This window comes from Streptomyces sp. ActVer (assembly GCF_027270795.1).
GTDB lineage: Bacteria > Actinomycetota > Actinomycetes > Streptomycetales > Streptomycetaceae > Streptomyces > Streptomyces umbrinus_A.
The window spans coordinates 1-24,374 of the sequence record NZ_JAPWHT010000120.1; the positions used below are offsets into that span (position 1 = coordinate 1).

Consider the following 24,374-nt stretch of genomic DNA (forward strand, 5'->3'; position numbering starts at 1 on the left):
GGGGCCGAAGCGAGCAGCTCGTCGAGGGGGCGTACCTCCCGGTGTGCCGGATGGCCCGCGTGCGCGAGACAGACGGCCCGCAGCGACTCACGCAGTTCCCGCGCGGCCTCCACGTCTGCCGCCGCCAGGTCCAGCCCGGCGCGCCCCTCCACCGTGTCCAGGGCGTCGGCACCCGTCTCGATGTCCAGGGTGTTCACCAGGGACTGGAGCAGGGCCAGCCCGCCGGGTGCGGGCGCGCGGTCATTCATACCGGCGACGTTACCTCCGGCAGCGGCCATGCGGTAACCGCTGCCGGCCGGTCGGCCCGTCAGCCGGACCTCCTGACGATCTCCGCCGCGTTGCGCAGTCGCGTCGCGTTGTCGGCGCGCTGTGCCGCCGTCGCCGACGCCCTCTTCTTGATCATGCCGTGCTGGATGGAGGTCTCCGCGCGGCTCCAGACGGCGACGAGGTCCACCGACTCCTTGCACTTCACGTCCGCGGTCGCGAGCGCGGTCTCGGCCTTGGGAGCGGTGGGTACGTTCAGATCGGCGGACCCGATGCTCTTGAGCGGGTCGGCGAAGTCGTACCCCGCCTTCTTCATGCACGAGGACCACCTGGCGAAGACAGCCTTCACGGCCGGGGTGCTCATGGACGAGCTGAACGACTCGGTGTTGATCCGGCTCACGACCCCGGCCTCGGAGCGCAGGTCGTCGCGGCCCAGCAGTTTCCGCTCGGCCTCCTGCGAGCAGCCGCCCGGTGGCACCGCCTTGCCGCGGACCCGCTTCACCGGGGAGTCGTACCCGGCGGCGAGGCGGGACTCACCGGTGTCGCCGTCGAGCAGCTGTCCTGCGGTGAGGGCCGCCATCTCCTCCTTGGAGGGGGTCGCGGCTCCGGACTCCGCCGCGACCGAGCTGTCCGTGGGCAGCAGGTGATAGCCGTACCGTTGCGCGGCGCGGCGGTCGATGACCCCGTATCTGCGGTCCTGGCGGGGGATCGTGGGGGTCGGGGCGCTCCAGGAGAATCCGTACCGTTTCATGCACGCGGTGACGAGGGCCTGCTTCGCCTCGGCGACCTTCGCGTACTGCGGCGGGCTCAACTGGTAGTCGTACACGGGGAGATCGAGGCGTCGTGGGGTGAAGCCGAGCGACTCGGCCGGGGCCGAAGCCTGGGCCTGGGCCTGGGCCTGTGCCTTGCCGGCGCCGGAGGGCTCCGAGTCGCTCGGCGTCCCACTGGTCGAGCAGCCGCTGATCAGTCCCGCGGCGAGGGCGGACATCAGCACCACGGAGTACGTGGCCCGCGGGAGTGGTCGTCTCATCGGCTCGTCAGCACGCCTTCACGGAGGCGTTCTCGTTGTACGTGGAGACGAGCTGCCGGTAGCCGCTGTCGCCGATGTAGTCGCTGGCACCGGCGTAGTTGCTGTTGAAGTACACACGCCAGCAGTTGCTGCCCGGGTTGGCGGCGCTGGCCGCGTTGTTCTTGACGCCCTGGCCCTGGCCGGCGCTGTTGGGCGTACCGATGTGGCCGAAGATCCACGGGTCCAGGTCGGCGACGTTGCGCGTGAACGCGGCGAACGAGCCCTCCTGGTTGGAGTTGTAGTACAGGCACAGCGAGTTGTAGACGGAACCCGTGGCCTGGGCGCAGAGGTTGTACCCCGCGATGCCCGCCTGGGCCGTGCCGGTGGAGAGCCCCATCATGGCGACGGTGGCAGCGCCCGTCATCGCCAGCGCGCCGAGCCGCGACTTCATCATGAACAGTCCCCCTGAGACGAGATGCGAAGGAAAACGAAGGATCAGTGAAAGCTGAGGGGGCATCAGTGATCAAACCCCCGCCGGAAAGTTACCCGAGGGGTACATGTCACGTCCATCGAGATTGTCACCGCGGCAGCACTCGCCGCACCCCCGCCCTTGCGTCGTTACCTTCATTGCGGCAGCATGCGGTAACGGTTACCGATTGAACGCCTGTACAGGTAACAACCGAGGAGGAAGTCATGGCTGTCGCCGAACTGGGCACCGTCGTTCTGGACTGTCCCGACCCCCGCGCGCTCGCTTCGTTCTACGCCGGGGTGCTGGGCGGCACCGTCGAGACCGAGGGGGAGGCCGACTGGGTCGACCTGCGGCTGCCCGGCGGACGGGCGCTGGCGTTCCAGGCCGCCCCCGGCCACGTACCGCCGAAGTGGCCCGCGCCCGACGGCTCCCAGCAGTTCCATCTGGACCTGACGGTCGAGGACCTGGACTCGGCGGAGAAGGAGGTCCTGGCCCTGGGCGCGACCGTGCTCGAAGCGGCGGATCGGGGGCGGGGGTGGCGGGTGTACGCGGATCCGGCCGGGCACCCGTTCTGCCTCTGCGCCTGCTGAGGCGGAGACAGGGGCGCAGCCCCGTCTTTCAGGGGCGCGGGGAACTGCGCGCTCAGCCCCCACCGACCCGCAGCCGACCGGCAACGGACCGCCGGGGGCTAGCCGTCCATTTCGGCGATCTTCGCCGTGGACGGCTCGCGGCGGCTGCGGGCGGCGCGAGCCGTGAAGTCCGCGCTGCGCAGGACGCGTTGGACGTTGCCCCAGGTGAGCAGGGCGAGGTCGGACTCGGACCAGCCGCGGCCGAGGAGTTCGGCGACGAGGCGCGGATACCCCGAGGCGTCGGACAGGTCCTGGGGGTGCGCGGCCCCGGAGTCGTACGTCCCCGAGAGGCCGACGCACTCCGGCCCCGCGAGCGCGCGTACGTGGTCGAGGTGGTCCGCGACGTCCCGTACCGACGGGCCCGTCTGCTCGGCGGTCAGCGGGACGAGGCACAGGCCCTTGGTGATGCCGAGTTCGACGAGCACGTCGTCGGGGAGGTTCGCCGGGTGGGGGCGCAGGGCGCGGGCGGCGGAGCGGGTGAAGACGACCGGGGACTTGGAGATGGTGAGGGCGCGGCGGACGGTCGCGTCGGAGGCGCCGGACAGGTCGACGAGCACGCCGATGCGGTTCGTCTCGCGTACGACCTCCTCGCCGAACCTGGTCAGCCCGTTCTCGCCGGCCCAGGACGCGCCGGAGAGGGTGAGGACGCGCAGGCCGAGGGAGTGCAGCGCGCGCAGGATGCCCAGCGAGTCGTCCAGCGCGGCGGCGGCCGCGGGGCCGAGAAGCACGGCGACCCGCCCGCAGTTCCTGGCGTCCGTGACCTGGGCCGCGCTGTGTGCCATCCGCAGTCCCTCCGGATGGGCCTCCACCACGGTCCTCACCAGGTCGAGCTGCTCCAGCGTGGCCCCGACCGCCCGCTCGCCGACGAGGCCCTCGGGCAGATGCAGCGACCAGAACAACGCCGCCACGTGCCCTTCCCTCAGCCTGGGCACATCCGTGTCTATCGTGCTCTCGCCCAGCTCCAGGTCGTACCAGGGCAGGTGCCGCAGGGCCCACGGCAGACCGCTGTAGCCGTCGGCGACGGGGTGGGCGGCGAGAAGGGCGTGCGCGCGCACGAGAGGGTCCTCGGCCGCGTCCCCCTCGTCCGCCTCGGGTCCGGCATCGACTGCGAGACCCCGCTCGTCCTCAAGAACATCCGGCTCGAACTCCCCCTCGACATCGGGGCGATCCAGCTCGCCGACCTCGGCGGTTGCGTGCAGTTCGTCCTGCAGATCTGCCATGACGACGCTCCCGGGTCCGGTGGTGGCGACAGGTATCCCCACCGTGACACGGGGGCAGGACGGGGTCTCGGTGGATGGGCCGTTCGAGCTACGGCATCCAGCTCCCCGTAGGTGGACGCGGCACCCCGCGCCCCGACAGGGGCGCGGGGAACTGCGCGACCAGCCCCCACGCACCCGCAGACTCCGAACCGCCCGCGGGCGAAGCGAACCGGCGGAGCCATCCGGCGAAGCGAACCGGCGGAGCTACCCGCACTCCTCCGCCCGCCCCAGCAAAAGCCCCCGCTCGCTCTCGTTCCGCGTCAACGAAGCCGCCCTCTCGAACTCCCCCCGCGCCTCCTCCACCCGCCCGAGCCGCACCAGCAGATCCCCCCGCACACTGGGCAGCAGGTAATAGCCCCGCAACGCCGGTTCGGCGACGAGCGCGTCCACGATGGCGAGCCCGGCCTCGGGCCCCTCTGCCATGGACACGGCCACGGCCCGGTTCAGCTCGACCACCGGAGACGGAGTCCGGGCGGCGAGCAGCCCGTACAACGTGGCGATCCGCGCCCAGTCGGTCTCCTCGTACGTATAGGCGTGGGCGTGGCACGCGGCGATGGCGGCCTGCAGTACATAAGGCCCCGGCCCGCCACCCGTGGACACGGCCTCCGCGCGGGCGAGAGCGGCGAACCCGCGGCGGATGAGAAGCCGGTTCCACCGGGAGCGCTGCTGGTCCTTGAGCAGCACGGGCTCGCCCGACGGCCCGGTGCGCGCGGCAGACCGGGACGCCTGGATCTCCAACAGGGCGACCAGCCCGTGCACTTCGGGTTCCTTGGGCATCAACTCGGCGAGCACACGCGCGAGTCGGAGGGCGTCCTCGCAGAGCGCGGGGCGCAGCAGGTCGTCGCCCGCGGTGGCCGCGTACCCCTCGTTGAAGATCAGGTAGATGACTTCGAGTACGGACCCCAGCCGGGCCTCGCGCTCGGGCCCGTACGGCACCTCGAAGGCGACGGCCTTAGCGGCGAGCGTCCGCTTGGCGCGCACGATGCGCTGGGCAACGGTCGCCTCCGGGACGAGGTAGGCACGGGCGATCTCGACGGTGGTCAGCCCGCCGAGCAGCCGCAGGGTGAGGGCGATACGGGCCTCGGCGGACAGCACGGGATGGCACGCGGTGAAGACGAGTCGCAGCAGGTCGTCGTCGATGTCGTCGGGATCGGCCGGCTCGTCGACGTGCCCGTGCGGCGCGGACGCCTCCAGGTCCCGCCCCATCTCCACGAGCTTGCGCGCGTACCGCTCACGCCGCCGTACGAGATCGATCGCCCGGTGCTTTGCCGTGGCCATGAGCCAGGCCCCGGGATTGCCGGGCACCCCCTCCCGGGGCCACTGCTCCAACGCGGCGACCAGCGCGTCCTGCGCCAGCTCCTCCGCGATCCCGACGTCCCGCACGATGCGCGCGACCCCGGCGATGATGCGGGGCGACTCGATACGGAAGACGGTTTCGATGGCGTGGGCGGGGGCGTCCGCCGATGGTTCTGGTGTCACGCTCCACCATCAGACACCCCCGGGCCCGTACGGCCAAGGTTCAGCCTTCGACGATTTCCCGTACCTCGCAGGTCACCGTCCAGTGGGCCTCGTGGATCTGGAGGAACCGCTTGGTCCACTCGACGGCCTCGGCCTTGTCCTTGGCCTGCAGCATCGCGTACCCGCCGACGACCTCCTTGGCCTCGGTGAACGGCCCGTCGGTGACGGACATCTCCCCGCCCTCCCACCGCACCCGCGTCCCCTCCGCGGTCGGCTTCAGCCCGGAGGTGTCCAGCAGCACCCCGGCCTTCGTCATCTCCTCGATCAGCTCCCCCATCCGCGCCATGAGCTCATCGCTGGGCCCTTCGGCGGGCGCGTTCTGCTCATCGATCCGGATCATCGACAGGTAGCGAGGCATGGTGACTCCCTGAGTCTTTCGGTGCGGGGGCGGGGCTTGTCCCACCTTCCCTCTCACCCCGTGCGTCGAACGGCGGGCGGCGGGATCGACACGCTCGCCGGATTTCTTCGGAATTTCTTCGAGAAGATCTCCGCCGACACATTTCCGCAGGCCACCGGGCCACCGGCTCACGTCAGTAGGCGAACTCCTTGAGCTCGTCGGTCTCCAGGGTGAAGCCGACGGGGTCCGGCAGGTCGATCGCGACACCGAAGGCCCGGCTGGTGACCGAGCGGTACTCCCCCTTCTCCGGATCGGCGTACACGGTGACGCTGTTCGTGTCCCGATCGACGAGAAGGTAGACGGGGATTCCCGCGGCCGCGTAGCCGTGTGGCTTGTCGACGCGGTCGCGCTGGTTCGTGTCCCGATCACGGAAGGTGACCTCGACAGTCATCAGGACGCCGTCCGGCTCGGCCCACTCACCCGTACCGACGAAGTGCTTACGGGGAGCCAGAACACCATCCGGCTTGGCCCGCCCCTTGCGGTACTCCTCGATCTTGAGCTCACACTCCGCGTACAGCCTGAGATCAGGGCGGTGCTGCATGCACATCTCCTGCAGCCAGACGATGATCTCCCTGTGGTTACCGTCCGGCACGGGCTTGACCACGACCTTTCCGTTGATGAATTCCAGCCGTACAAGCTCATGCGCGGTGCGTGCCAGCTCCTCGAAGTCCTCGACGAGCATCTGGGGCTGGTGATCGGCAGTGCTGGGGGTCATGGCGTCGCCTCCTCCCCTCCATCCTGCCCCGGCCACGGGTGGGCCGTGCTGCAAGGTCGTCATGAACGTGCTCCTTTCTCCGTACTTCCTGTACTCCGCCCGCCCCGCAGGGCGGCACGCACCTGCCCCGCTCGGGCGTGCACCCGATCGGCCGCGAGGCCGGGCCGTCCGCCCCAGCAGCCCCCGCACAATCCGCCCCGCATCTCACCCCCGTCACCGGGCTCACCACACGCCGTACACACCACCTCGTAACGCGCCGCCCGTGTCTCGACCGGCTCCGGCGGCAGCTTGCCCAGCAGCCGAGCCCGTACGAATCCGTAGGGATGGGCCACCCGCTCGGGAAGCCCCGCCATCACCGCCTGCACGAGCTGCGCCTCGCCCGCGCCCCGCGCGAACCACTCGGCGGCCTGCTCCTCCAGGGCCCCGCACTCGGCGGACGAGAGCGTGAGCCGGGCGTCGACACGACCGAGCCGCGCGAGCACGCCGTACGCGGCCGACCGCACCACCCGAGAGGGCTCGGTGACCGGCGCCTCCCCGGCCAGAAAGGCACTCCACCACGCGTCGTCACGCGCGGTCCGCGAGAAGAAGGTGTGCCACACCCAGCGCGGACAGCCGTCGACGGTGACGGGCCGTCGCACTCGCCGCAAGTGCCCGGCCGCGGAGAGGTTGTTGAGGGCGGTCCCGATGGCGCACTGCCCGTACCCCGGATTGGCCATGGGATGGGCGGAGGGGCGCGGGGCAGCACTAAGCTGGGCGGTAGCCATGGATCGACTCTCGTTCGATTCGGTGGTCAGACCCCCGCGCGGTGCTCCAACACCCACGGGGGTCGATGCTTTCCCGGCGCACGCTACACGTCCGCCACGCTCCGCCGCGACCCGATCACAAAAAGTCATCTCCCCTGGCCCGGGCGTCAATTGAGCCCGCCTCGGCGGGGCACAAGGGAGGGCGGGTGGGTTGAGCCACCCACCCATTCCTTACAAAAAGGGTCTCGAATCCCGACCCCCGAAGCTCAAGCCCCGACGTGCGCGACGAACTCCGCCCACGCGGAGGCGGGGACGGTCAACTCGGGGCCATCACCGATCGGGTTGAGCTTCGAGTCCCGGATGTGGACGGTGCGGGGGCGGAGGGCGACCTCGATGCAGGCGCCCCCCTCAGTTCCGCTGTAGCTCGACTTGAACCAGGCGAGTTCTATGTTCACCACTCGTCAGCCACCTTCCCGATGAACCGTGCCGACTCCTCCGTACTGAGGGCCTGCGTCCGGATCATGCCAAAGCGTTGAGTCAGGTTACTCAGATCCTCCGAACCGGAGTGCAGCATGCTGACCGCCTGCCCTTCCTCATACGCGTAATGCTCGCGCTCGGGCGTCTCGATCAGCACCATGGGGCCGTTGAGACCGGCATGCGCACCCCGGTCGGTCGGCAGCACCTGGACGGAGACATTCCGCAACCGCCCCACTTCCAAGAGACGTTGACACTGCTCCCGCATGGTCGCCGATCCCCCCACAGGGCGCCGCAGCGCGATCTCCTCGAAAACAAACCCGAAGTACGCCGTCGGCTTGCGGACCAGCAGATGCTGGCGCTCCAGCCTGGCTGCCACCCGGCTCTCGATCGTCTCGTCGTCCAGCGGGGGATAGTGGGCGCCGAGCAGCGCCCGCACATAGGACTCGGCCTACAGCAGGCCAGGGATCAGCAATGTCTCGTACCACTGCAAGGCGATCGCGTCCGCCTCACAGTCCATGAAGTCCTGCGTGCGCGGCGGAAACTTCTCCGGCTCCAGATACTGCGCCGCCGCCTTCAACTTCCCCCGGGCGCCGAACAGTTCGTCCCCGATGTCGAGCAGTCGGGCCGTCGGCCGGCGCACCCCGCGCTCGAACGAAGTGATCGTGTCCGGCGAGTAGTTGGACTCCTTGCCGACGTCCTCGCGGCTGACCCCCGCCTCCTGCCGCCACATCTTGAACTGGTGGCCGCAGTACCTCCACGCGATCGGCGACTGCTCACTCAAAGGACCCCACCTCCACCTGTGCACACCACGCTGTGTGCATCAATGGTCACTTCGAGGTTACGGCAGGTGAAGGGGATTGGGCAGCTCCGCCCCTACCCACCTGCTAAAAGCCCCTCACCGCAACGACTCCCAAAGCTCGCTCGCCTCCGGCTCGTTCGCCACCACCCGGTTGGGGTCGGACGGGGCCGGGACCACCGGCATCATCACCGTCTCCGTTGTGGTGGAGGAGAGGGACTTCAGGCTCTGGCCGAGACTCATGAGTTCGGTGAGGGAGTTGAGGCCGGTGTCCGTGGTGAGGCTGTCGGTGAGGGCTTCGGCGACACGGTAGAGGCGGGTGGGGTTGGTGAGGAGGTTCGTGGAGTCGACCTGGTCGAGGAGGGCCTTCACCAGTTGCTGCTGAAGGCCTATGCGGCCGAGGTCGCTCTGGTCGCCTATGCCGTGCCGGGTCCGGGCGAGGGCCAACGCCTGCGTACCGTCGAGGTGGTGGGTGCCCGCCTCCAGTTCGAGGCGGCTGTCCTCGTCGGAGATGTCCTCGTCCGTGGTCACCGTGACCCCGCCCAGCGCGTCCACCAGATCGGCGAAACCCGCGAAGTCGATCTCGATGTAGTGGTCCATGCGGACGTTCGTCATGGACTCCACGGTCTTGACCGCGCAGACGGGCCCGCCGACCGAGTACGCGGAGTTGAACATCGCGCCGTACGACACCGATGTCGAACCGCCGGACTCCCGCGGGCAGGAGGGGCGTGTGACGAGGGTGTCGCGCGGGATGCTCACGACGGTCGCCTTCGTCCGGCCCTCGTCGAGGTGGATGACCATCGCGGTGTCTGAACGGGCTCCGCCGCTGCTGCCGCCGCCAAGTTCCTTGTTCCGCTTGCCGTCCCGCGAGTCGGAGCCGAGGACCAGGATGTTGAGCGCGCCGCTCGGGAGCGGGGAGGGGGAGGCCGCGCCATAGGGACTGGGCGTCGTCATCGACTTCGCCGGGCGGCCGTCGCCCAGCGCGCTGTCGATGTCGACGCTCTTGATGTTCTGGTTCAGATGCCAGTACGCCCACCCCGCACCGGCCAGCGAGACGACCAGGGCGCAGCCGAGCGCGATTCCCGCGGCCCTGAACAGCCGTGCCCGTCTGGATCGTTGCCGCCCCGCGCCGGGTGTCTCGGCGCCCCCGCCCCCGTGCTCGTCTTCTCCACTCACAGACAGGAACGTAAGTCCGAATTATTACAACGAGGAACCACTTCCCGGTTTTCCTAGTCAAACTCTCATATTTCGCTGGGTCTTCTCAGCTGCCGGTAAGGAGCGGACGGCACCCCGCCGAAAGTCTTCGAAAGTTTCGACGGCCCGCTTCGATCACCGCGCCCCGAAGTACGCCGCCCGCCCCTCCCCCGCCGGCTCCGCCGTGCTGCTGCGCACCACCAGGCTCGTGGCCAGTTCCACCCGGGTCGCCGCCGAGGGGCGCTCGCCTCGGCCGAGGTCGAGGACGAGCCGGGCCGCCGCCTCGGCCATCTCGGTGAGCGGCTGGCGGACGGTGGTCAGCGGGGGGCCGACCCAGCGGGCCACCGGCAGATCGTCGAAACCGACGATGCTGAGGTCCTCCGGCACGCGCAGACCCAGCTCGCGGGCGGCCTCGTACAGGCCGAGGGCCTGGAGGTCGTTGCCCGCGAAGACGGCGGTCGGGCGGTCGGGGAGCTTCAGGAGCTCAAGCCCCTCCCGGTAGCCGCTCTCGTGGTGGAAGTCGCCGGTGCGGATGAGCGCGGGGTCGGCCGGCAGCCCGGCGGTGTCGAGCGCCGCGCGGTAGCCGTCGAGCCGGGCGCGGCTGCACATCATCCGCGAGGGCCCGCTGATCACGCCGATGCGCCGGTGGCCGAGATCGGCGAGATGACGGGTGGCCGCGAGGCCGCCCTGCCAGTTGGTGGCGCCCACGGACGGCACGTCGTCGCCCGGGTCGCCCGCCGGGTCGACCACGACGAACGGGATCGAGCGGCTGGTGAGCAGCGCCCGCTGGGACTCGTCGAGCCCATTGAGGACGAGGACGACGCCGTGCGGGCGGCGGGCGGCGACCTGGTCGGCCCAGGTACGCCCGGGCGTGAGGCGGCCCGCGCTCTCGGAGAGGACGACGCTCAGGCCCTCGTCCCGCGCCACGTTCTCCACGCCCCGGATGACCTCCATCGCCCACGCACTCTCCAGTTCGTGGAAGACGAGGTCGATCAGTGGCGACCGGGACGCCTCGGCCCGCCGGCGCCGATAACCGTGGTTGCGCAGCAGTTCCTCGACCCTGGTGCGGGTCGAGGGGGCCACATCGGCACGGCCGTTGAGCACCTTCGAAACAGTCGGAGCGGAGACTCCCGCCTCGCGGGCGATCTCGGCGAGTGTCGCCGACTGGGCTACAGCGGGATTCGGGCGAGTCATGGACCGGATCGTATCCCTGCGCAACCTCTTGACGAAGCCCTTCGGCAGCCATACGTTCCCGGAACATTCGAAGTGCCTTACGAAACATTCGTGTCGCGAGTCCAAAAACGAGTACAAAAAGAGGTGCTGTCATGGAGTCGATCAGCGGGCGGTCCAACGGCGGGCGGCCCACGGGCGGGCAGCCCACGGGCGAGAGTCCGGACAGCCCCGGGAGCCTGGGCGGCGGGACGTTCGGCGGCAGGACGTTCAGCAGGCGCTGGGTCCTCGGCGCCGGTGCCACCACCCTGCTCACCACTGGTCTGACCGCCTGCGGCTCCGGTGAAGGTTCCGGCGGGGGCGGCGGCACGATCACCGCCATGGTGTACGGGGACGACGCGGTGAAGGTCCAGACGGCGGCCGTCGACCGTTTCAACAAGTCCGCCGCGAGCAAGTCGGCCAAGGGCAAGGTGAAACTGGAGAAGGTCCCGGGCTCGGACTACTCGGCCAAGCTGCGCACGGCGATGGGCTCGCCGAGCGCCCCGGACGTCTTCTTCAACTGGGGCGGCGGCTCCATCAAGGCGTACCAGGAGGCGAACCAGCTCATCGACCTGACCGACACCATCGAGGGCGACCCGGTCCTGAAGGGCGGTTTCCTGCCCTCCGTGCTCGCGGCCGGTGGACTCGGCGGTCGCAACTACGGCATACCGATGCGCGGCATGCAGCCGGTCATCCTCTTCTACAACAAGTCCGTCTTCGCCGAGCACAAGCTCCAACCGCCCACCACCTGGGCCGAGTTGCAGGAGATCAACACCAAGCTGAAGGCCGCGAAGATCACCCCGTTCGCGCTCGGCGGCGCCGACACGTGGACCGAGCTGATGTGGCTGGAGTACCTCGTCGACCGCATCGGCGGCCCCGAGGTCTTCGCGAAGATCCAGGGCGGCGACGCGTCCGCCTGGGGCGACCCGGCCGTCCTCAAGGCCGCCGAGACCGTCAAGGAACTCATCGACGACGGCGCGTTCGGCTCGAAGTTCAGCTCGGTGTCGTACGTCAACGGCGGTGCCCCGGCCGTCTTCGCCAAGGGCAAGGCGGCGATGCACCTGATGGGCTCGTGGGAGTACTCGACGCAGCTCGGCAAGTTCCCGTCCTTCGCGAAGAACAACCTGGGCTGGTGCGCGTTCCCGACGGTCGAGGGCGGCACGGGCGACATCCGCAACGTCGTCGGCAACCCCACCAACTACTGGTCCGTCAACTCCCGTACGCAGAACAAGGACGCCGCGATCGCGTTCCTGAAGGACTGCGCCTCGGAGGCGTACGCGAAGGCGCTGGTGGCCAACGGCGACATCCCGACCACCGCCAACGCGGCCAAACTCCTGGAGGCCTCGCCCAACCCGGAGTTCGCGAAGTTCCAGTACGAGATGGTCGAGAAGGCGCCCGCCTTCACCCTCTCCTGGGACCAGGCGCTGGGCGCGGACATCGCGACCCCGATGCTCACCGAGATCAACAAGCTGTTCGTCGGGAAGTCCTCGCCGAGCCAGTTCGTGTCGGCGCTCAAGGAGCTGAAGTGAGTGCACCGACTCCGATAGAGGACCGCCCAACGGAACCAAAAGCCAACACGTCCACCCCGCCCGCCAACACGTCCACCCCGCCCGCCAAGCCGTCCAAGTCCTCCGCCGTCGGCCGCCCGCACGCCGCCTGGGCCCTGCCCGGCGTCCTCTTCTTCGCCTTCTTCGCCGTGGTCCCGATGCTCCTGGCCTTCTACCTCTCCTTCACCAGCTGGGACGGTCTGGGCGACCCGCAGCCCGTCGGCCTGGACAACTGGCGGAAGCTGATCGACGACGACCGGATGGTCCAGTCCCTGTGGCTCACCATCCTGCTGACGGCGGCGAGCTGGGTCTTCCAGACGGTGATCGCGCTGCTGCTCGGCGTCTGGGCGGCGGGCCGCCAGCGCAACCGGGCGATCCTGTCCGCGATCTTCTTCGTGCCGTTCCTGCTCTCCTCGACGGCGATCGCGCTGCTCTTCTACGCCCTGCTCGACCCGAACTTCGGCATCATCCAGGAGAACATCCTGGGCTCCTCCAGCGGCGCGTTCCTCGCGATCGTCTTCGTCGGCGGCTGGCAGTTCATCCCCTTCCACACCCTGATCTACCAGGGCGGGGCCCGCCAGATACCCGAGGTGCTCTACCAGGCGGCGGCGATCGACGGGGCGGGCCGCTATCGCCAGTTCTTCTCGATCACGCTCCCGCAGCTGCGGCACACCGTCACGACGTCCACCGTGCTGCTGGTCGTCGGCTCGCTCACGTACTTCGAGACCGTGCTGATCCTCACCAAGGGCGGCCCGGGCACCGACACGGCGATCCTGCCGTACCTGATGTACGAGGCGGGCTTCAAGAGCTACGACTTCGGCTACGCGAGCGCCATCGCGTCCTTCCTGGTGGTGGCCGCCACGGGGCTGTCCCTGATCCTCGTGCGGCTGACCGGCTTCGGCAGCATGCGCAGCACCCGCGAAGGGATGTGACGGAGTGTCACACGATACGTTGCCGCGTCCACGTCCCGCGAAGACCGAGGAGCGTCCCACGCCACCGCCCCCGCAACGCCGCCGCAAGCACTGGACCAAGCGCGGCAACCCCGTCTCGGGCCTCGGCTCGGCCATCTGGCTCGCGATCGTCATCGTCCCGATCTACGCGATGCTGTCGGCCTCGCTCACCAGCCAGGACAAGGCACTCACCGGCAACCCGCTGAACCCGCCCACGAGTCCGACGCTCGACAACTACAACACCGTGCTGAACAGCGGCTTCGGCCATCTGCTCAGCAACACCGCGATCGTGGCCGTCGCGGTCGTGGCCATCGTCCTCGGCCTGTCCGTCCCGATCGCGTACGTCGCCGTCCGCACCCGCAACCGCTGGTCGGGCCTGGCCTTCCGCCTGTTCCTCCTCGGCGTCGCGATCCCGGCCCAGGCGGTCGTGGTCCCCCTCTACCTCCTGATCGCCAAACTCAACCTGTACGACAGCCTGTTGGCGGTCATCCTGCCGACGGCGGCCTTCGCGATGCCGGTCTCGGTACTGGTCCTCGTCGGCACCCTGCGGGACGTCTCGGAGGACCTGTACGAGGCGATGGCCCTGGACGGCGCGTCCCCCCAGCGGATGCTGTTCCAGCTCGCCATCCCGCTGGCCAAGGGCGGCATCAGCACGGTCGTCATCTTCGCCGCGCTCCAGGCCTGGAACGGCTTCCTCTTCCCGCTGATCTTCACCCAGTCCGACGGCCCCCGCGTCCTGACCCTCGGACTCTTCAACTACGTCAGCCAGTTCGGCGTGAACATCCCCGCCCTGCTCGCCTCGGTCGTCCTCTCCGGCATCCCCATCTTCGCCGTGTACCTGGTGGCCCGCCGCGCCCTGGTCGGCGGCCTGATGGGAGTCGGCGGCAAATGAACCCCCTAGACCCCGACAGGAGTTTCATGACCACCGCCCCCTGGCGTGATCCCGCCCTGCCCGCCGAGGCCCGGGCCCGCGACCTGCTCGCCCGGATGACCCTGGAGGAGAAGACCGCCCAGCTGTACGGCGTGTGGGTGGGCGCCGCCACGGACGGTGACGGAGTCGCCCCGAACCAGGTCGAGATGACCTCGGACTACGACTGGGACGAGCTGATCACCCACGGCCTCGGCCAGCTGACCCGCTCCTTCGGCTCGGCCCCCGTGGACCCGGCGCTGGGCGCGCAGGCACTGGCCCGCGCCCAGCGCCGCATCGCCGGGGCCGGCCGCTTCGGCATCCCCGCCGTCGCCCACGAGGAGTGCCTGGCGGGCTTCACCGCCTGGGGCGCCACCGCGTACCCGGTCCCCCTGGCCTGGGGCGCCACCTTCGACCCGGCTCTCGTCGAGGAGATGGCCCACCGCATCGGCAAGGACCTCGCCTCCGTCGGCGTCCACCAGGGGCTGGCCCCCGTCCTGGACGTCGTACGGGACCCGCGCTGGGGCCGCGTCGAGGAGACCATCGGCGAGGATCCCTACCTGGTCGGCACGATCGGCGCGGCCTACGTCCGCGGCCTGGAGTCCGCCGGCGTCATCGCCACGCTCAAGCACTTCGCGGGGTACGCGTCCTCAGCGGGCGCCCGCAACCTCGCCCCCGTACGCGCGGGTGTGCGCGAGTTCGCCGACATCACCTTGCCGCCGTTCGAGTTCGCGCTGCGCGAGGGCGGGGCCCGTTCGGTGATGGCCGCGTACACGGACACGGACGGAGTTCCGGCGTCCTCGGACCCGTATCTGCTGACCGAACTCCTGCGAGAGCAGTGGCAGTTCACGGGCACGGTCGTGTCCGACTACTTCGGTGTCGGCTTCCTGGAGACCCTGCACCGGGTGGCGGGCACGAAGGCGGAGGCCGCCCACGCGGCGCTGGCGGCCGGCATCGACGTCGAACTCCCCACGCTCCGCTGCTACGGCGACCCACTGGTCGAGGCGGTACGCGCGGGCACGATCCCGGAGTCCCTGGTGGACCGCGCGGCGGCCCGGGTCCTGCGCCAGAAGTGCGAACTGGGCCTGCTGGACGAGGACTGGACCCCCGAGCCCACGGGCCCGATCGACCTGGACTCGACCGCGAACCGCGTGCTGGCCCGCCGCCTCGCCGAGGAGTCCGTCGTCCTGCTCTCCAACCCGGACGGCCTGCTCCCCCTCGCCCCCGACACCCGGATCGCCGTGGTCGGACCGCGGGCGGCCGACGCCCTGGCCATGCTGGGCTGCTACTCGTTCCCCTCGCACGTGGGCATCAACCACCCCGACCAGCCGATGGGCATCGAGATCCCCACGCTCCTGGAGTCCCTGCGCACGGAACTCCCCGACGCCAAGGTCACGTTCACCGAGGGCTGCGACACCACGGACCCGGACACCTCGGGCTTCGCGGAGGCGGTGGCCCGCTCCGCCGAGGCGGACGTCTGCGTGGCGGTACTGGGCGACCGGGCGGGCCTCTTCGGCAGGGGCACATCGGGCGAGGGCTGCGACGTGGGCGACCTCCAACTCCCGGGCGTACAGGCCCAATTGCTGGACACCCTCACCGCCACCGGTACCCCCGTCATCCTGGTCCTGCTCACCGGCCGCCCGTACGCGCTCGGCCGCTGGCACGGCCAACTGGCCGCCTCCGTCCAGGCGTTCTTCCCGGGGGAGGAGGGCGGCCCGGCAGTGGCAGGCGTGCTGTCGGGCCGCGTGAACCCGTCGGGCAGGCTCCCCGTGAGCGTCCCGCAGACGCCCGGCGGCCAGCCGTGGACCTACCTCCAGCCCCCGCTGGGCCTGGCCGGCACGGTCAGCAACCTCGACCCGACCCCCCTCCACCCCTTCGGCCACGGCCTCGGCTACACGGACTTCGCCTGGGAGGACATCGAGGACGGGGCGAAGGACGGGGAGGCGACGGAGATCGGCACGGACGACTCGTACGACGTCTCCGTCACGGTCCGCAACACGGGCCCCCGAGAAGGCACGGAGGTGGTCCAGCTCTACCTCCACGACCCGGTGGCCCGAGTAACCCGCCCCGACGTCCGCCTGATCGGCTACCACCGCCTGACCCTGGCCCCCGGCAAGGCCCGCCGAATCACGTTCACCTTCCACCCGGACCTGTCGGCGTTCACAGACGGCAAGGGCCAACGCGTAGTGGAACCGGGCGCTTTGGAACTCCGCCTGTCCAAGTCCAGCACAAACACCCACCACACGACCCACGTGACCCTGACGGGCCCGGAACGCCACTTGGGCCCGGACCGCCAACTGCGCTGCGCTTCAAGGGAGACGGAGGCGTATTAGGGGCGCGGGGAACTGCGCAATCTTTTGTCTTTCAGGGGCACGGGGAACGGCGTGCTTCCTGGGGCCGCGGGGAACGGCGCAATCTTTTAGGGGCGCGGGGAACTGCGCGACCAGCCCCCACCGGCCCGCACCCGACGAACAACCCCCGCCCCCTACCCCTCCACAACCTCGAACCGCCACCGATGAACCGCCCGCGCAACCAACTCCCCAGCCGGCTCCGGCAACTCAGGCAGCTCAGACTCATACGCGGCATCCCACCACGTAATGACGAGCACCCGATCCCCCGGAGCCCGCAGGACCTCCCGACGCAGGGGCCGCGCCGGGAGGTCCTGCCCCCTCACCCACGCAAGCAGTTCCTCCCCCCGCCCCTCGACGGCCCGCGCCTCCCACATCAACGCAACAGTCATGAGTACAGATTGCCCTTGCTGACCTCATGCACATGATCATGACCATGGTCATGCGACTGCGACCGCCCAGGCACATGCGTGTCAGTCACCGGCAACGAAGAATCCGCGGACAGATCCCAGTCGGACGCGGCCCGCCCCCGGGCAACCATCTCCGCCCCCAGCGCGGCAACCATCGCCCCGTTGTCCGTGCACAACTTCGGCCGCGGCACCCGCAGCCGAATCCCCGCGGCCTCGCACCGCTCCTGCGCAAGCACCCGCAGCCGCGAGTTCGCGGCCACTCCCCCACCGATCATCAGGTGGTCGACACCCTCGTCACGACAGGCCCGTACGGCCTTGCGCGTCAGCACGTCGACGACGGCCTCCTGGAAGGACGCGGCCACATCCCGCACCGGCACGTCCTCCCCGGCAGCCCGCTTGGCCTCGATCCACCGCGCCACGGCGGTCTTCAGCCCGGAGAACGAGAAGTCGTACGCGGCGTCCCGGGGCCCGGTGAGCCCGCGCGGGAAGGCGATGGCACCCGGGTCCCCCTCCTTGGCGTACCGGTCGATGACCGGCCCGCCGGGGAACCCGAGGTTCAGCACCCGAGCGATCTTGTCGAAGGCCTCGCCGGCCGCGTCGTCGATGGTCGCGCCCATCGGCCGTACGTCACTGGTGATGTCCGAGGAGAGCAGCAGCGAGGAGTGCCCGCCGGAGACGAGCAGTGCCATGGTCGGCTCGGGCAGCGCCCCGTGTTCGAGCTGGTCGACGCAGATGTGCGAGGCGAGGTGGTTGACCCCGTACAGCGGCTTGCCCAGCGCGTACGCGTACGCCTTCGCCGCCGAGACCCCGACGAGCAGCGCGCCCGCGAGCCCGGGTCCTGCGGTGACGGCGATGCCGTCCAGGTCCTTCGCGCCGACACCCGCCTCCTTCAGCGCCCGCTCGATGGTGGGGACCATCGCCTCCAGGTGCGCACGGGACGCGACTTCGGGCACCACACCCCCGAAGCGCGCGTGCTCGTCGACGCTGGACGCGATCGCGTCCGCGAGCAGGGTCGTGCCGCGGACGATGCCGACGCCGGTCTCGTCGCAGGAGGTCTCGATGCCGAGGACGAGCGGTTCGTCAGCCATTGATCTCGGTTCCTTGTACGGATGTCGATGGGTCGTTGAGTCGCATGACGAGCGCGTCCACGTTCCCCGGCTGGTAGTAGCCGCGCCGGAAACCGATCGCCTCGAAGCCGAAGCGCTCGTACAGCTTCTGGGCGCGGACGTTGTCGACGCGGCATTCGAGCATCACCTCGGCGCACTCGAACGCGGTCGCGGCCCGCAGCAGTTCGGTCAGGATCATCGCGCCGAGGCCGGTGCCCCAGTGCTCCCGGGAGACGGCGATGGTCTGCACGTCACCGACGTCCCCGGCGGCGGCGAGCCCGCCGTACCCGACGATCCGCGCACCGCCTCCGGAGTCGGAGGGGATCTCGGCCACGACGTACCGCCGAGTCGCCCCCGGCCCCCGCGCATGGGCCAGGTCCGACCAGAACATGCCCCGAGACCAGGCGTCCTCGGGGAAGAGGTCCTTCTCCAGCTCCAGCACGGGCTCGATGTCCCACCAGCGCATCTCGCGCAGCACCGCGGTCGTCACTTGGGGGTGACCACCTTGTAGTTCCTGGGCACCTGGGCGTCCGGCCTGCGCAGATAGAGGGGCCGGGGCGCCTCCAGTTCCTCGCCCGCGGCCAGCCGTTCCGCCGCCAGGGACGCGAGCGCGGCAGCCGAGACGTGCTCGGGTTCGCGCGCGTCCGGGAAGGTGTCGGGGTAGAGCAGCGCACCCGCGCCGACGGCGGGCAGACCGCCGATGTCCAGCTCGCCCGGCCGGTCGACGGCGGGCTCGGTGACCCGGGTGCGCGAGTCGGCGTACCGCGCCCAGTAGACCTCTTTGCGCCGGGCGTCGGTCGCCACGACGAAGGGCCCGTCGGCAATGGAACGGTCGGCCGCGTACGCAAGACCATCCAGCGTGCACAGTCCGTGTACGGGGATGCCGAGCGCGAGCCCGAAGGTGTCGGCGGTCATCAGACCGACGCGCAGCCCGGTGTACGGGCCGGGGCCCACGCCGACAACGATGCCGGTGACGGCGTCGAGCCGCAGCCCGGCCTCGGCGAGCACCCGGTCGACGGCCGGCAGGAGCAACTCCCCGTGCCGGCGCGCGTCCACCTGACTGGAGGCGGCGATGACGGACGTCCCGTCGTGCAGCGCGACGGTGACGGCGGGGGTGGCGGTATCCAGAGCGAGCAAGAGCACGCGAACAGCCTACGGCGCCCGGGCTCGGAGCACGGCCGCCCCAATCCGTCGCAGACCTGCTGCTAACGTCACAGAATGCACAAATGCCGTACGAGAGGTGGGCACCCAAGGTGGTTCGGAGCAGCTCGGGAATCGTGGCCGGGCTCACCGCGACGGCGCTCGCCGCGATCGGCTTCCTCACCTACCAGGCGTCGGCGCACGTGCCGAGCGGCCTGGGCTCTTCCCGGCCCGCCGACTCCTCGACGTCCGCGGCCGCCAAGGCCCCCCGGGACAAGCAGCACCCGACGGCACTGCCCGCCGCCTCGGGCACGGGACGACGGGTCGTCTACTCGGTGGACGACGACCGCGTATGGCTCGTCGGGGCGGGTGACCGGGTCAAGCGCACGTTCAGGGTGACCCCCGGAACGGTGGATCCCGCGCCCGCCGCGTACGTCGTCACCTCCCGCTCCGGCAAGATCACCGGCTCGGACGGCGTCGCCGTCGAACACGTCGTCCGCTTCACGAACGTGTCCGGCGTAGCGATCGGCTTCAGCGCCGCCCTGAACGGCACGACCTCCGCCCGCGCCTCCTCGAAGAAGCTCGGCGGCATCCGCGAATCCCGCGAAGACGGCACAGCAATGTGGGAGTTCGCCACCATCGGCACAAGCGTCACAGTGATCAAGTAGGCCAACACAAGCGCCCCTTCAGGGGCGCGGGGAACGGCGCAGTCTTTTGTCTTTTAGGGGCACGGGAAACGGCGCAATCTTTGGCTTCTAGGGGCGCGGGGAACTGCGCAGTCTTTGGCTTCTAGGGGCGCGGGGAACTGCGCAATCTTTTAGGGGCGCGAGGAACGGCGCGACCAGCCACAGCGCACCCGCAGAATCCGACGCACCCGCAGAATCCGAACGACGCTCCCCGCGGAGCGCTACGCGGCGCGCCGCCGTTCCTCCCGCACCGGCGCAGCCGGTGGAGCCGGCGGCGTGGAAACGACCCGCGCAAAAACCCCCGCCGCAAGCAACTCCCGCATGGACACCCCAGCCACCCCCGAAGGAGTCGACTCCACGGGCCCCGACGGACGCGTCACATCACGTTCAGACGTCGCCATGGCGGCCTCCTAGGGGCTCCGGGAGCAGACGTGGTTAGGTAGACCTAACCAACTCCTCCGTCCATGTGAACACGCCGAAGCCGCCCGACGCAACATCTTCCCGACGCCTTGTCGGAATGTTGGGGCGAACCTACGAGGACCGGGCCGGACCAAGCCGGACCAGGCGTGATCGGACGGGGCCTGATCAGGCGGAGAGCACGCCGAGCCCGACCGTCGCCCACCGCTCCCCGACCCCGGTCAGCGTGACGTGCCGTACTTCGTCAGTGGTGTCGCCGACGGCCCGGTGGATGAGGACGTGCAGCCGGTCGTCGGCCAGCTCCTCGACCTTGCCCTCGCCCCACTCCACGACGATCACGGAGTCGGACAGCGAGACGTCGAGGTCGAGGTCCTCCATCTCGTCGAGCCCGCCGCCCAGGCGGTACGCGTCCACGTGGACCAGCGGCGGACCGTCGCCGAGGGGCGGGTGCACGCGCGCGATCACGAAGGTCGGCGAGGTGACCGCACCCCGCACGCCGAGCCCCTCGCCGAGCCCGCGGGTCATCGTCGTCTTGCCCGCGCCGAGTTCGCCGGTGAGCATCACGAGGTCTCCCGCCCGCAACAGCTTGGCGAGCCTGCGACCCAACTCCCGCATCTGTTCGGGGGCATTGACGGTGATCTCAGTGGTGACGCCGGCCACGGAAGGCTCCGAGGGTCCCGAGGACTCAGCCGGGTTGCGCGGTGCTGCTGGTGCTTCCATAACCACCCACGGTAGCCCCTGCCGGGACGGCTCCCGCGCGGGTGAGGAGGTCGGCGAGCCGGTCTATGACGACCTCCGGGTGCTCCAGCATCACCAGGTGCCCGGCGTCCGGCACGAGCACCAGCTCGGCGTCCGGCAGGAGGTCGGCGATGGCCTCGCTGTGCTCGCTCGGCGTGACGAGATCCTTGACCCCGGCCAGTACGAGCACGGGCATCTCGGCGAAGTGCGCGAGCGCCTCCGTCTTTTCGTGGTCGGTGAAGGCCGGATAGAACTCCGCGACCACGTCGATGGGCGTGCCCTCGATCAGCCGCTCCGCGAACCGCGCGACCGCCGGGTCGACGTCCCTGGACGCGAACGAGTACCGCTTGATGATCCCGGCGAACAGGTCGGCCGTGGCCCGCCGCCCGCGCTCCACCAGCGCGGCCTGCTGCCCCAGCGCCTTCAGCACTCCGGGGAGCACCCGCCGTACCGCGTTGACGCCCGCGACGGGCAGCCCGAAGTTGACCTCGCCGAGCTTCCCCGACGACGTACCGACGAAGGCGACGCCGACGACCCGCTCGCGGATCAGGGACGGGTACTGGTCGGCCAGGGCCATCACCGTCATGCCGCCCATCGAGTGGCCGACGAGGACGAGCGGGCCCTCGGGCGCGGCCGCGTCGATGACGGCCTTCAGGTCGCGGCCGAGCTGGTCGATGGTGACCGGCATGTCGTCCTCGACCTGGGCCACGCCCCGCGCGGAGCGGCCGTGGCTGCGCTGGTCCCAGTGGACGGTCCGTACGACACCGCGCAGCGCGGCCCGCTGGAAGTGCCAGGAGTCCTGGCTGAGGCAGTAGCCGTGGCTGAAGACGACGGTGACGGGGGCCGGGGCCTTGCGGCCGAAGAGCCGGCGGCGGCGCGGGGCGAGGGTGGAGTCGGGCTCCACCTCGTCGACCTCGTAGTACAGCTCCGTGCCGTCGTCCGCGACGGCCTTGCCGGGCATGCCGCGCAACGATCCGTACGGACCGGCCGAGTCGAGGGCGAGGCGGGCCTTCCTGCGCATGCCCCGGCCGACCGTGAGCCGCTCTATGGCGACTCCGGCGGCGGCGCCCGCGGCGACCACGCCTATCGCGGCGCCGGCGATCCCGGCCCTGCGCCAGTTCGCACCCCCCGCTGCGGAGACGGCCGAGGCTGCGGCCGTGGCCGCTTCCACGGCGGCCTCCGCGCTGCTCTCGCTCACGTACCGCTCCTCTTCGCCGGGGTGCTGCCCATGTCCGCTGTCGGTGTCGCTGTTACTGCTGGTCGTGCTGTTGCTGCCGGTTCCCGCGATGCCGTGCCCGGCATCTATGCGGTTACCCCGCTTGTTCGGTATTCACGTAAACGCGCGGCACCCGGGTTCCGATCCGGGTGACGATTTCGTAGGCGATCGTGCCGACCGCCTGGGCCCAGTCCTCGGCGGTGGGTTCACCGTGGTCGCCGGGGCCGAAGAGGACCACTCGCTCGCCGACCGGTGGCTCGTCCCCGCCGAGGTCGACCGCGAACTGGTCCATCGCGACCCGTCCCGCGACCGTCCGCCACTTGCCGGCGACCAGGACGGGTCCGGTGCCGGAGGCGTGGCGCGGGACGCCGTCCGCGTACCCGACGGGCACCAGGCCGAGGGTCGTGTCGCCCGCCGTGACGTAGTGGTGTCCGTAACTGACGCCGTGTCCCGCCGGTACGTGCTTCACCAGCGCCAGCGAGGCCGACAGCGTCATCACCGGTCGCAGCCCGAGGTCCGCCGGGGTGCCCAGCTCGGGGCTGGGCGAGATTCCGTACACCGCGATCCCGGTCCGTACGAGGTCGAAGTGGCTGTCGGGGAGCGTGAGCGTGGCGGGCGAGTTGGCGATGTGCCGGACCTCGGGGCGGACGCCCTGCCCCTCCGCGTACGCCAGCATCTCGCGGAAGCTGCCGAGCTGGGCCTGGATGGAGGGATGGCCGGGCTCGTCGGCGCAGGCGAAGTGGGACCACAGGCCGGTGACCCGGACGAGCCCTTCGGCCTCGGCGCGCAGGGCCTCGGCCACGAGCTCGGGCCAGTCGGCCGGCTGGCATCCGTTCCGCCCGAGCCCGGTGTCGGCCTTGAGCTGGACGCGGGCCGTACGGCCGGACGCACGCGCGGCCGCCGCGGCCTCCCTCAGCGCCCACAGCCCGCTGATCCCCAGGTCCAGATCGGCCTCGACGGCCGCCCGCCAGGGTCCGCCCGGGGTCCACAGCCAGCACATGATCCGGCCCTGCAGCCCTGCCGCGCGCAGGGCCAGGGCCTCCTCGGGCGTGGCCGTGCCCAGCCAGGTCGCACCGGCCTCCACGGCCGCTCGGGCGCACGGGAGCGCCCCGTGTCCGTACGCGTCGGACTTGACCACCGCCATGAGGGCGGCGGTCGGCGCCTGGGCGCGCAGAGCCCGCACATTGGCCTGCAGTGCGGCCAGGTCGATCTCGGCGCGGGCCCGCGCGGGTGCTGTTTCAGTCATCGCGCCCAGTGTCTCAGAGGGGTCGGACACAGCCCTCAGGTACCAGGCCTGCGGCCCCACACGTACACGCTGTCACCCTTGTAGAGCACGCCCCACAGCGTGCGGGCGTCGGCGATCCGCATGTTCACGCAGCCCATCGAGCCGGGCGGGTTGTAGACGCTGCCGTAGATGCCGTGGAAGGCCTGGCCGCCGCTGAAGAACTGGCTGTACGGCATGGGGGTGTTGTAGAGCGTCGACCAGTGGTTCTTGTGCTTCCAGTAGACGCGGTGCCAGCCGCTCCTCGTCCGGTACCCGGCCTTCCCGCTGCGGATCGGCACCGGCCCGAACAGCACCTTCGTGCCCTTCTGTACCCAGGTCAGCTGCCGGGTGAGGTCGACACAGGCGACCCGGTAGGCCCGTACGGGACACTTCCCGGCGGCGTTCGGGTTCTTCGCGGCCGACAGGAGCTGCATCTTCGCCCAGGTCACGGGCCCGGCGAAGCCGCTGTCGGGCCGGATCCCGTACCTGACCTGAAAGGCCCGGATGGCCAGGCAGTCGTTCGCCGACTGCTTCCCGTCCACCCTGAGCCGCAGCCACCCCTCGACCTGCCGCTGGTACGGCCCGGTCTGCTTGCTGCACGCCACGACCCCCGACTGCCGCGCCACGGCGTCACTCAGCGGTACGTACTCGATCAGCTCGTCGCTCTCCGCGTCGGCGTCGGCCGGCTCGGAGGCGTCCTCCTCGGCGGTCGGCGTGTAGACCTTCGGGGCCAGCGCCTGGTCGGGAGTGTCCAAGTGCCAGGGCTGGGACGGCCCTGGGGGCACTCCGGGCACCAGCTCGCTCAGCGGCGCGGGAACCCCGGGGGCACGGGGGACGCCGGGGGCGGGCGGAGGCTCCGCGACGGCCCCCGGCACGGACAGCGCCGTGAGGTTTGCCGTCCAGGCGCTGGAAACACGCCGACATCAGCAGCGTGCGTGCACCCTCGAAGTGGGCGAACAGCCGCTG

General features: G+C 70.5%; 26 protein-coding genes and 1 pseudogene. 6 read left to right on the top strand and 21 right to left on the bottom strand.

Annotated features, from left to right (window positions below):
- The 3 genes and pseudogenes from O3Q52_RS20945 to O3Q52_RS20955 form a co-directional block, all read right to left on the bottom strand.
- Positions 1-248, bottom strand: a pseudogene (locus O3Q52_RS20945) (hypothetical protein); the annotation flags it as partial.
- Positions 249-307: 59 nt separating this feature from the next.
- On the bottom strand, positions 308-1,294 hold the full coding sequence (locus O3Q52_RS20950) for a hypothetical protein (RefSeq protein WP_269650314.1): 987 nt from the start codon (positions 1,292-1,294) through the stop codon (positions 308-310).
- Between the two features lie 7 nt (positions 1,295-1,301).
- On the bottom strand, positions 1,302-1,727 hold the full coding sequence (locus O3Q52_RS20955) for a peptidase inhibitor family I36 protein (protein ID WP_266760097.1): 426 nt from the start codon (positions 1,725-1,727) through the stop codon (positions 1,302-1,304).
- 239 nt (positions 1,728-1,966) lie between these two features.
- On the opposite strand from O3Q52_RS20955, the gene O3Q52_RS20960 reads away from it, so the two are divergent.
- Positions 1,967-2,332, top strand: coding sequence for a VOC family protein (locus tag O3Q52_RS20960; RefSeq protein WP_269650315.1), 366 nt, complete (start codon positions 1,967-1,969; stop codon positions 2,330-2,332).
- A gap of 98 nt (positions 2,333-2,430) precedes the next feature.
- Here the strand turns inward: O3Q52_RS20960 and O3Q52_RS20965 are convergent, their stop codons facing one another.
- The 10 genes from O3Q52_RS20965 to O3Q52_RS21005 form a co-directional block, all read right to left on the bottom strand.
- Positions 2,431-3,591 (bottom strand): dipeptidase, encoded by a 1,161-nt coding sequence (locus O3Q52_RS20965; protein ID WP_269650316.1) that lies wholly within the window; start codon positions 3,589-3,591, stop codon positions 2,431-2,433.
- Positions 3,592-3,834: 243 nt separating this feature from the next.
- The gene (locus tag O3Q52_RS20970; protein WP_269650317.1) at positions 3,835-5,109 is read right to left on the bottom strand and encodes an RNA polymerase sigma factor; all 1,275 of its coding nucleotides are present in this window, start codon (positions 5,107-5,109) and stop codon (positions 3,835-3,837) included.
- 40 nt (positions 5,110-5,149) lie between these two features.
- Entirely contained in the window at positions 5,150-5,506 is a 357-nt protein-coding gene (locus O3Q52_RS20975) for a YciI family protein (RefSeq protein ID WP_055618818.1), read from the bottom strand.
- 172 nt (positions 5,507-5,678) lie between these two features.
- The gene (locus tag O3Q52_RS20980; RefSeq protein WP_269650318.1) at positions 5,679-6,260 is read right to left on the bottom strand and encodes a Uma2 family endonuclease; all 582 of its coding nucleotides are present in this window, start codon (positions 6,258-6,260) and stop codon (positions 5,679-5,681) included.
- A gap of 59 nt (positions 6,261-6,319) precedes the next feature.
- On the bottom strand, positions 6,320-7,024 hold the full coding sequence (locus O3Q52_RS20985; RefSeq protein WP_269650319.1) for a hypothetical protein: 705 nt from the start codon (positions 7,022-7,024) through the stop codon (positions 6,320-6,322).
- A 245-nt stretch (positions 7,025-7,269) separates the two neighbouring features.
- Complete coding sequence (locus tag O3Q52_RS20990; protein ID WP_269650330.1) at positions 7,270-7,458, bottom strand: DUF397 domain-containing protein; 189 nt, start codon at positions 7,456-7,458, stop codon at positions 7,270-7,272.
- The gene (locus tag O3Q52_RS54170; RefSeq protein ID WP_332112927.1) at positions 7,455-7,916 is read right to left on the bottom strand and encodes a DUF5753 domain-containing protein; all 462 of its coding nucleotides are present in this window, start codon (positions 7,914-7,916) and stop codon (positions 7,455-7,457) included. Before O3Q52_RS54170 ends, O3Q52_RS20990 begins: the two co-directional genes overlap by 4 nt.
- Positions 7,917-7,928: 12 nt before the next feature.
- Positions 7,929-8,261, bottom strand: coding sequence for a helix-turn-helix transcriptional regulator (locus O3Q52_RS54175; RefSeq protein WP_332112928.1), 333 nt, complete (start codon positions 8,259-8,261; stop codon positions 7,929-7,931).
- A 114-nt stretch (positions 8,262-8,375) separates the two neighbouring features.
- Positions 8,376-9,374, bottom strand: coding sequence for an LCP family protein (locus O3Q52_RS21000; RefSeq protein ID WP_269650331.1), 999 nt, complete (start codon positions 9,372-9,374; stop codon positions 8,376-8,378).
- A 231-nt stretch (positions 9,375-9,605) separates the two neighbouring features.
- The gene (locus O3Q52_RS21005) at positions 9,606-10,664 is read right to left on the bottom strand and encodes a LacI family DNA-binding transcriptional regulator (RefSeq protein ID WP_269650320.1); all 1,059 of its coding nucleotides are present in this window, start codon (positions 10,662-10,664) and stop codon (positions 9,606-9,608) included.
- A 131-nt stretch (positions 10,665-10,795) separates the two neighbouring features.
- On the opposite strand from O3Q52_RS21005, the gene O3Q52_RS21010 reads away from it, so the two are divergent.
- The 4 genes from O3Q52_RS21010 to O3Q52_RS21025 all read left to right on the top strand — a co-directional run bounded on the left by O3Q52_RS21010 (position 10,796) and on the right by O3Q52_RS21025 (position 16,416).
- Positions 10,796-12,208, top strand: coding sequence for an ABC transporter substrate-binding protein (locus O3Q52_RS21010; RefSeq protein WP_269650321.1), 1,413 nt, complete (start codon positions 10,796-10,798; stop codon positions 12,206-12,208).
- A 134-nt stretch (positions 12,209-12,342) separates the two neighbouring features.
- Positions 12,343-13,158, top strand: coding sequence for a carbohydrate ABC transporter permease (locus O3Q52_RS21015; protein ID WP_269650332.1), 816 nt, complete (start codon positions 12,343-12,345; stop codon positions 13,156-13,158).
- A gap of 19 nt (positions 13,159-13,177) precedes the next feature.
- Positions 13,178-14,068, top strand: coding sequence for a carbohydrate ABC transporter permease (locus tag O3Q52_RS21020; protein ID WP_269650322.1), 891 nt, complete (start codon positions 13,178-13,180; stop codon positions 14,066-14,068).
- A 26-nt stretch (positions 14,069-14,094) separates the two neighbouring features.
- Positions 14,095-16,416 (top strand): glycoside hydrolase family 3 N-terminal domain-containing protein, encoded by a 2,322-nt coding sequence (locus O3Q52_RS21025; RefSeq protein WP_269650323.1) that lies wholly within the window; start codon positions 14,095-14,097, stop codon positions 16,414-16,416.
- Positions 16,417-16,568: 152 nt separating this feature from the next.
- Here O3Q52_RS21025 and O3Q52_RS21030 read toward each other — a convergent pair whose 3' ends face one another.
- The 4 genes from O3Q52_RS21030 to tsaB are packed head-to-tail and all read right to left on the bottom strand — an operon-like array spanning position 16,569 to position 19,090.
- Positions 16,569-16,823, bottom strand: coding sequence for a hypothetical protein (locus O3Q52_RS21030; protein WP_269650324.1), 255 nt, complete (start codon positions 16,821-16,823; stop codon positions 16,569-16,571).
- Positions 16,820-17,929 carry a tRNA (adenosine(37)-N6)-threonylcarbamoyltransferase complex transferase subunit TsaD gene (gene tsaD, locus O3Q52_RS21035; RefSeq protein ID WP_269650325.1) on the bottom strand — a complete coding sequence of 370 codons (1,110 nt, stop codon included), beginning with the start codon at positions 17,927-17,929 and terminating at the stop codon, positions 16,820-16,822. Before tsaD ends, O3Q52_RS21030 begins: the two co-directional genes overlap by 4 nt.
- Positions 17,922-18,413, bottom strand: a complete 492-nt coding sequence (rimI, locus tag O3Q52_RS21040) for a ribosomal protein S18-alanine N-acetyltransferase (RefSeq protein ID WP_269650333.1) — start codon at positions 18,411-18,413, stop codon at positions 17,922-17,924. The genes tsaD and rimI overlap by 8 nt, the downstream gene beginning before the upstream one ends.
- Positions 18,414-18,433: 20 nt before the next feature.
- Positions 18,434-19,090 carry a tRNA (adenosine(37)-N6)-threonylcarbamoyltransferase complex dimerization subunit type 1 TsaB gene (gene tsaB, locus O3Q52_RS21045; protein WP_269650326.1) on the bottom strand — a complete coding sequence of 219 codons (657 nt, stop codon included), beginning with the start codon at positions 19,088-19,090 and terminating at the stop codon, positions 18,434-18,436.
- 110 nt (positions 19,091-19,200) lie between these two features.
- Here tsaB and O3Q52_RS21050 point away from each other — a divergent pair, with 110 nt between their 5' ends.
- Positions 19,201-19,755 carry a hypothetical protein gene (locus tag O3Q52_RS21050; RefSeq protein WP_269650334.1) on the top strand — a complete coding sequence of 185 codons (555 nt, stop codon included), beginning with the start codon at positions 19,201-19,203 and terminating at the stop codon, positions 19,753-19,755.
- A gap of 603 nt (positions 19,756-20,358) precedes the next feature.
- Here O3Q52_RS21050 and tsaE read toward each other — a convergent pair.
- The 4 genes from tsaE to O3Q52_RS21070 form a co-directional block, all read right to left on the bottom strand.
- Positions 20,359-20,910: a tRNA (adenosine(37)-N6)-threonylcarbamoyltransferase complex ATPase subunit type 1 TsaE gene (tsaE, locus tag O3Q52_RS21055; protein ID WP_269650327.1), complete on the bottom strand. Its 552-nt coding sequence runs from the start codon at positions 20,908-20,910 to the stop codon at positions 20,359-20,361.
- Positions 20,876-22,126 (bottom strand): alpha/beta fold hydrolase, encoded by a 1,251-nt coding sequence (locus O3Q52_RS21060; protein ID WP_269650328.1) that lies wholly within the window; start codon positions 22,124-22,126, stop codon positions 20,876-20,878. The genes tsaE and O3Q52_RS21060 overlap by 35 nt, the downstream gene beginning before the upstream one ends.
- 112 nt (positions 22,127-22,238) lie before the next feature.
- Positions 22,239-23,390, bottom strand: a complete 1,152-nt coding sequence (alr, locus tag O3Q52_RS21065) for an alanine racemase (RefSeq protein ID WP_269650329.1) — start codon at positions 23,388-23,390, stop codon at positions 22,239-22,241.
- Positions 23,391-23,425: 35 nt separating this feature from the next.
- Complete coding sequence (locus tag O3Q52_RS21070) at positions 23,426-24,214, bottom strand: L,D-transpeptidase family protein (RefSeq protein ID WP_269650335.1); 789 nt, start codon at positions 24,212-24,214, stop codon at positions 23,426-23,428.
- Positions 24,215-24,374 lie beyond the last annotated feature (160 nt).

Bases quoted from the DNA above. Each gene is read 5' to 3' on its own strand.
- O3Q52_RS20950 (WP_269650314.1), bottom strand. From the start codon at position 1,294: ATGAGACGACCACTCCCGCGGGCCACGTACTCCGTGGTGCTGATGTCC.
- O3Q52_RS20955 (WP_266760097.1), bottom strand. From the start codon at position 1,727: ATGATGAAGTCGCGGCTCGGCGCGCTGGCGATGACGGGCGCTGCCACC.
- O3Q52_RS20960 (WP_269650315.1), top strand. From the start codon at position 1,967: ATGGCTGTCGCCGAACTGGGCACCGTCGTTCTGGACTGTCCCGACCCC.
- O3Q52_RS20965 (WP_269650316.1), bottom strand. From the start codon at position 3,591: ATGGCAGATCTGCAGGACGAACTGCACGCAACCGCCGAGGTCGGCGAG.
- O3Q52_RS20975 (WP_055618818.1), bottom strand. From the start codon at position 5,506: ATGCCTCGCTACCTGTCGATGATCCGGATCGATGAGCAGAACGCGCCC.
- O3Q52_RS20980 (WP_269650318.1), bottom strand. From the start codon at position 6,260: ATGACCCCCAGCACTGCCGATCACCAGCCCCAGATGCTCGTCGAGGAC.
- O3Q52_RS20985 (WP_269650319.1), bottom strand. From the start codon at position 7,024: ATGGCTACCGCCCAGCTTAGTGCTGCCCCGCGCCCCTCCGCCCATCCC.
- O3Q52_RS21005 (WP_269650320.1), bottom strand. From the start codon at position 10,664: ATGACTCGCCCGAATCCCGCTGTAGCCCAGTCGGCGACACTCGCCGAG.
- O3Q52_RS21010 (WP_269650321.1), top strand. From the start codon at position 10,796: ATGGAGTCGATCAGCGGGCGGTCCAACGGCGGGCGGCCCACGGGCGGG.
- O3Q52_RS21025 (WP_269650323.1), top strand. From the start codon at position 14,095: ATGACCACCGCCCCCTGGCGTGATCCCGCCCTGCCCGCCGAGGCCCGG.
- O3Q52_RS21030 (WP_269650324.1), bottom strand. From the start codon at position 16,823: ATGACTGTTGCGTTGATGTGGGAGGCGCGGGCCGTCGAGGGGCGGGGG.
- tsaD (WP_269650325.1), bottom strand. From the start codon at position 17,929: ATGGCTGACGAACCGCTCGTCCTCGGCATCGAGACCTCCTGCGACGAG.
- rimI (WP_269650333.1), bottom strand. From the start codon at position 18,413: ATGCGCTGGTGGGACATCGAGCCCGTGCTGGAGCTGGAGAAGGACCTC.
- tsaE (WP_269650327.1), bottom strand. From the start codon at position 20,910: ATGGAAGCACCAGCAGCACCGCGCAACCCGGCTGAGTCCTCGGGACCC.
- alr (WP_269650329.1), bottom strand. From the start codon at position 23,390: ATGACTGAAACAGCACCCGCGCGGGCCCGCGCCGAGATCGACCTGGCC.